The 4,375-nt window shown below is 62.8% G+C and carries 4 protein-coding genes, 1 other RNA gene and 3 pseudogenes; 5 read left to right on the plus strand and 3 right to left on the minus strand.

The window, feature by feature from the left end; genetic code table 11:
* The 3 genes and pseudogenes from WAN71_RS14335 to WAN71_RS14345 form a co-directional block, all read left to right on the plus strand.
* Positions 1-262: pseudogene (locus WAN71_RS14335) on the plus strand (hypothetical protein); the annotation flags it as partial.
* 89 nt (positions 263-351) lie between these two features.
* Positions 352-719, plus strand: a transfer-messenger RNA (tmRNA) gene (gene ssrA, locus WAN71_RS14340).
* A 136-nt stretch (positions 720-855) separates the two neighbouring features.
* On the plus strand, positions 856-1,410 hold the full coding sequence (locus tag WAN71_RS14345) for a hypothetical protein (protein WP_422225972.1): 555 nt from the start codon (positions 856-858) through the stop codon (positions 1,408-1,410).
* 116 nt (positions 1,411-1,526) lie between these two features.
* Here WAN71_RS14345 and WAN71_RS14350 read toward each other — a convergent pair whose 3' ends face one another.
* The gene (locus WAN71_RS14350; protein WP_422225973.1) at positions 1,527-1,859 is read right to left on the minus strand and encodes a TM2 domain-containing protein; all 333 of its coding nucleotides are present in this window, start codon (positions 1,857-1,859) and stop codon (positions 1,527-1,529) included.
* 51 nt (positions 1,860-1,910) lie between these two features.
* Between WAN71_RS14350 and WAN71_RS14355 the strand changes: the two are divergent.
* Positions 1,911-1,997: pseudogene (locus tag WAN71_RS14355) on the plus strand (transposase); the annotation flags it as partial.
* Between the two features lie 460 nt (positions 1,998-2,457).
* Positions 2,458-3,129, plus strand: coding sequence for a hypothetical protein (locus WAN71_RS14360; RefSeq protein ID WP_422225974.1), 672 nt, complete (start codon positions 2,458-2,460; stop codon positions 3,127-3,129).
* A 68-nt stretch (positions 3,130-3,197) separates the two neighbouring features.
* Here the strand turns inward: WAN71_RS14360 and WAN71_RS14365 are convergent, their stop codons facing one another.
* Entirely contained in the window at positions 3,198-3,773 is a 576-nt protein-coding gene (locus WAN71_RS14365; RefSeq protein WP_422225975.1) for a sensor domain-containing protein, read from the minus strand.
* A gap of 71 nt (positions 3,774-3,844) precedes the next feature.
* Positions 3,845-4,375: pseudogene (locus tag WAN71_RS14370) on the minus strand (serine/threonine protein kinase); the annotation flags it as partial.

Below are 4,375 nucleotides of genomic sequence, written 5' to 3' on the forward strand. Positions count from 1 at the left end.
GCTCGGAAAAGCGCCCGACGGGTCCCGAGTCGCCGTCGAGCTGACCGGTCCGTTGTCGCGGACCATTCGCGTCGCTGTCGACGGTCGTGCCGGGGTCGTGGACGACTTCGGTGGACTGGACCCCACCTCGACGATCCGCCTCGATGGGCTGCAGTTCACTCGGTTGGCCGGCGGGCGCACCGACGACGCGGCCGGCGTCGAGCTCGGCGGTGACACCGAGGTCGGCGCGCGCATCGTGGAGCGTTTGAATTTCGTGATCTGACGAGCGACCTGTCGGGATGGATAGTCGCTGACCTGGCGTTGAAAAGTGGGTACTATGAATTGTCTTGCCGAAAGTCGGCAGGGATGCGAGGGGCTGAACGGTTTCGACTTCGCGCATCGAATCAAGGGAAGCGTGCCGGTGCAGGCAAGAGACCACCGTAAGCGTCGTTGCAACCTTATAAGCGCCGATTCACATCAGCGCGACTACGCTCTCGCTGCCTAAGCGACAGCTAGTCCGTCAGACCGGGAGCTCCCTCGGCCCGGACCCTGGCGTCAGCTAGAGGGATCAACCGATGCGTTCGGTCGCGGGACGTATCGGGACACTCACAGCGACTGGGATCGTCATCTCGGCTAGTTCGCGTGACCGGGAGATCCGAGTAGAGGCATAGCGGACTGCGCACGGAGAAGCCTTGAGGGAATGCCGTAGGACCCGGGTTCGATTCCCGGCAGCTCCACCGAGAAGATGCTGGTCAGAGCCATAAGCTCTGGCCAGTTTTCTTTTGCGTCAAGATCCGCGTCAAGATTTGGCGTAGCGTGCCGGAACTTGACACCGGAACTTGACACCGGAACTTGACACCGGTGTGTGGCCGGTCTGTGGCCAGCATTCGGATCCGTCAGCGTAAGGACGGGACGGCCTATTCATCCGTGCTCTATGTGCACCAGGGCAAACAGTCCAGCATCAGTTTCAACGATCATGTCGAGGCGCTTCGATTCCAGGATGTGTGCAACAGGCTGGGTCCAGCAGCCCGGAGGATTTTTGTGCGTCGGAACTTCCGGCGTGTCGTAGCATCTAATCAAGAGTTCTCCGCGAAGGGGATGGTGATGAGCAGACGGAAGTTTTGGCTTGTGACCGTGGTCGCTGTCGCCGCGGTTTCCATACCGGGGATTCTCCACGTTATTTACGGCCCGGCGGAGAAACGTGTTGTCCTGCTGGCCTTTGCGGCCTTTCTGGCGCTAGTGGTGGTCGGCGTTTTCACCCTCGCAGTGCAGTCGTCCGTGCAAGAGCAAAAAAAGTTTGAAGCCTCGCTACGGAACTTGCCCAAGGATGAGGCGGATTGGAGACGCCAAGAGCGTCGCCAGCAGCAGGCCGCGGCGCAAATTGCGCTGATGACTGCCACGATCATCGCCAGCAATATCCAGCAACAGTAGTGGCAGCGGCTGCTAGCCACGGCGCCCAAGAAGCTCAGACGCAATTCAGGTAGGTACGGCGCGGTACAGGGCTTATTGGTCGCCGACCAGCTGCAAGGTCCCGGTGTCTGGGTGGGTTAGCGAAGTTTTCGGCCCTGACCATCGGGGATGGTTCGCCGCAGCATTCGGGCGGCGTCCCCGAAGCCCCAGACGATCCCACCGAACAGCAGCATCCCGACGAACCCGGAAGCGGTGTCGGCATGCGCGGTCACTTGAGCGAGCACGAAACCCACGATCCCAAGCCCTAACTGCCGGAAGCCGATCTTGAATGACCCGATGTAAAACCGGCCTGCGCCGAGCAAGCCGAGGAATACCTGCAACTTCGCAGCGGTCGTCGCTTTCTTGTCCGACAGTGGCTCGCCGGTGGCTTCATCCCGCCCGTTGTGGCTGGCCGAGATAGTGGACTTCATCGGGCTGGCCGTAGTTGGCCTGCTCAAACTCGGCCTTCAACGCCTTGGCCAGGTGACCGCGTGGCGGTGTGCCCGCCCCGGCGCGGCAACCGCAAGGGCGTGGTGGAAAACGTCAACCACACCGCCGCGCAGCGCTGGTGATGAATGGTTAGTGAAATTTTGATCACGTGACCAGGTTCCCCCAGGTCGCAACAGGTCGTTACCGCCGCTCGCAGGCCTGTTCTCGCTGCTCAGCGGGCTAAAACTACGGGTTCGATTCCCGGCAGCTCCACAGATAACAACAGGTCAGTGCAAGGAGGGCCTGTTGGCTCTCATGCGTGCGCGCCCACCGCGTTGGCCGCACCGATGAATCCATTGAGAATCCTCCAAGACGTCAGTTCCATCCTCGTAGAACCGGCCCTAACGGCCGCCACATAAGAGGGGTAATGAATGCCTGCGCGGCACCTCAGAGCCCGGGATGGTCCGAAAAGGGAATCTGACAATGGATCAGGTATCGCACGACCAAGGGTCGGCAAGGGTCCAAGCGAGCGCTGCGTTCCCTGTGGCGGCGTCCCGGTCGGTCTTCGCTTTCCTTCACAAACGTTCAGCGTGTGCCGTGATGACGATTGCGGGTTTGCTGTGCAGCGTGGCGTTGGGTGTCGCACCGCGTGCTTACGCACATGTGGATCTTGCGGTGGGAATGCCGATCAATATCGGTCGCCATGGCTGCTCGCTTGGATTCTTCGGGTTCGACGCCCGCGACGATCGACTGGGCGTGACCGCCGGTCATTGTTCGGACTACGTGCCCGGCGAGGCGGTGTACGCCGACAACGGCGTGCAGATTGGTGAGGTTGTCGCCTCGAAGGAGGACCTGGAGAACGCGTCGGGCAAATTGATCGGCGCCCGTGGGTACACGATAATTCTTGTCTACAGCCGCTTTTCATTGGAGCCGTTCTTCACCGGCGTCGACTCCTCGATCAGCGATGGTGACTACGTGACCAAGTTCGGTCAACGCACGGGCAAGACCAGCGGCGTCATCAAAAACATTCGATACGACCCCAAACGGCCCGATCTGGCGTTGCTGTCGTCAAACCTGGTCCAACTGCCTGGCGACTCCGGTTGCCCCTGGTACACCAACGGGGACGCCTTGGTCGGGATCGCTTCGAGCGGAGATGAGCAAGACGATGGCGGCGACGCCGGTAGCCAGGCTCAACCGATCCAGGCATTGCTCGACATGATCCGCGCACAGGCCGACGTGTGGGGCGACAACTTCAAGGTGTGGACACAGTAGCCAACGCGCCGTAGCTGAACGCGCCGTTGGTGCAACCGGATTGACCCATGAGCTGACGGGAAATGCCACTAGGTTGTGGGCACTTTGGCAGCGATCTGATCGGCGATGTTGACCGCGGCGCCGGAAGGGTTTTCGCCGCATGCATCGATGTCTATGGCGACGTTGTTGGCCACGGTGAGCGCCCGCTCGCAAGCCCCGCTGCTCCCGTTGCGGGCCAAGACGCCGGTTACCCTGGCGCTCAGGGTGCCGTTGGTGTTGGAGACCGGCCCCACGGTGTGTGCCTCGGTTTGCCCGGCCAACGTGGTTTCGTCATGTTGCGGTTGGCGCAGGCTGGCCAGAGTTGGGCGGACGCGGCGAAGAACGCGCGCGCCCTGGGCGGAGGGAAACAACACCACGATCTGCTCGACAAGATGAGCATGAGGCTGGTCGGCGGCCCGTTGTCCGCTGACGGCGGTGAACCCACCGCCGGCGTAGACCGTGGCTTGCCCCGCTCCCTCCAGCGGTACGCACGCCTTATCCGGCACTTGGCCGCTGCCATCGGGCAGCGTGGTTAGGGTTCCCGTCACCGTCATCCCGGTGGTGCCCATCGCGGTATCGAGTTGATCGGGGCTGAGCAGCAGTCCTTGCAGCGCTGTCTCTGCCACCGGAGACACCGTCGGCCCGAAGGCGCCACGGACTGCGCGATCGCGGCTTGGGGTGCGTGCGACTCCGATCGTTACAGGTAGGCGAAGATGCCGATGGCCAGGATCGCTACCGCCACGGCGACCACGACGATGCCCGGCCGGGGTCGGGGCCGCGGACTCGGGACGGGCTCATGGGTCGGCTCGTCGTCGGCCCGTGGTGGGAGTGAGGGCGGCCGATCGGGTAAATCGTGTTGGGTTGCAGCGAGTTTGGGGTAGGCGGGCCGTTGTTGCTCCGGTTCGGGCGGACGTGGGAGCTGATCGGAACGTAGGTTGGGTTTGCGTGCCGGCCGGGTCGGGTCGGCACGCGAACTGGGGGCAGTGTGCGGGGCGCGAGACGTTGTGGTGGTCAGGGCGGCGTGGGCGGCGCTGGCCAGCTTGATGGTGGTGGCATACCGGTTGTCGGGGTTTTTGGCCATGCCGGTGGCGATCACCTGGTCGACCTGCGTGGGGATGTTGGGATCGGTGCTCGACGGGCGCGGCGGCGGGTCCGTCAAGTGCGCGGTGATTTGCTGTTCGAAGTTGTCTACGGGATAAGGCGTGCTGCCGGTCAGACACTCATAGAG

The organism is Mycobacterium sp. (assembly GCF_049280035.1).
In the GTDB taxonomy this organism is placed as follows: Bacteria; Actinomycetota; Actinomycetes; order Mycobacteriales; family Mycobacteriaceae; genus Mycobacterium.

Coding starts and splice junctions, on each gene's coding strand:
- WAN71_RS14350 (WP_422225973.1), bottom strand. CDS start 1,859: ATGAAGTCCACTATCTCGGCCAGCCACAACGGGCGGGATGAAGCCACC.
- WAN71_RS14360 (WP_422225974.1), top strand. CDS start 2,458: ATGACGATTGCGGGTTTGCTGTGCAGCGTGGCGTTGGGTGTCGCACCG.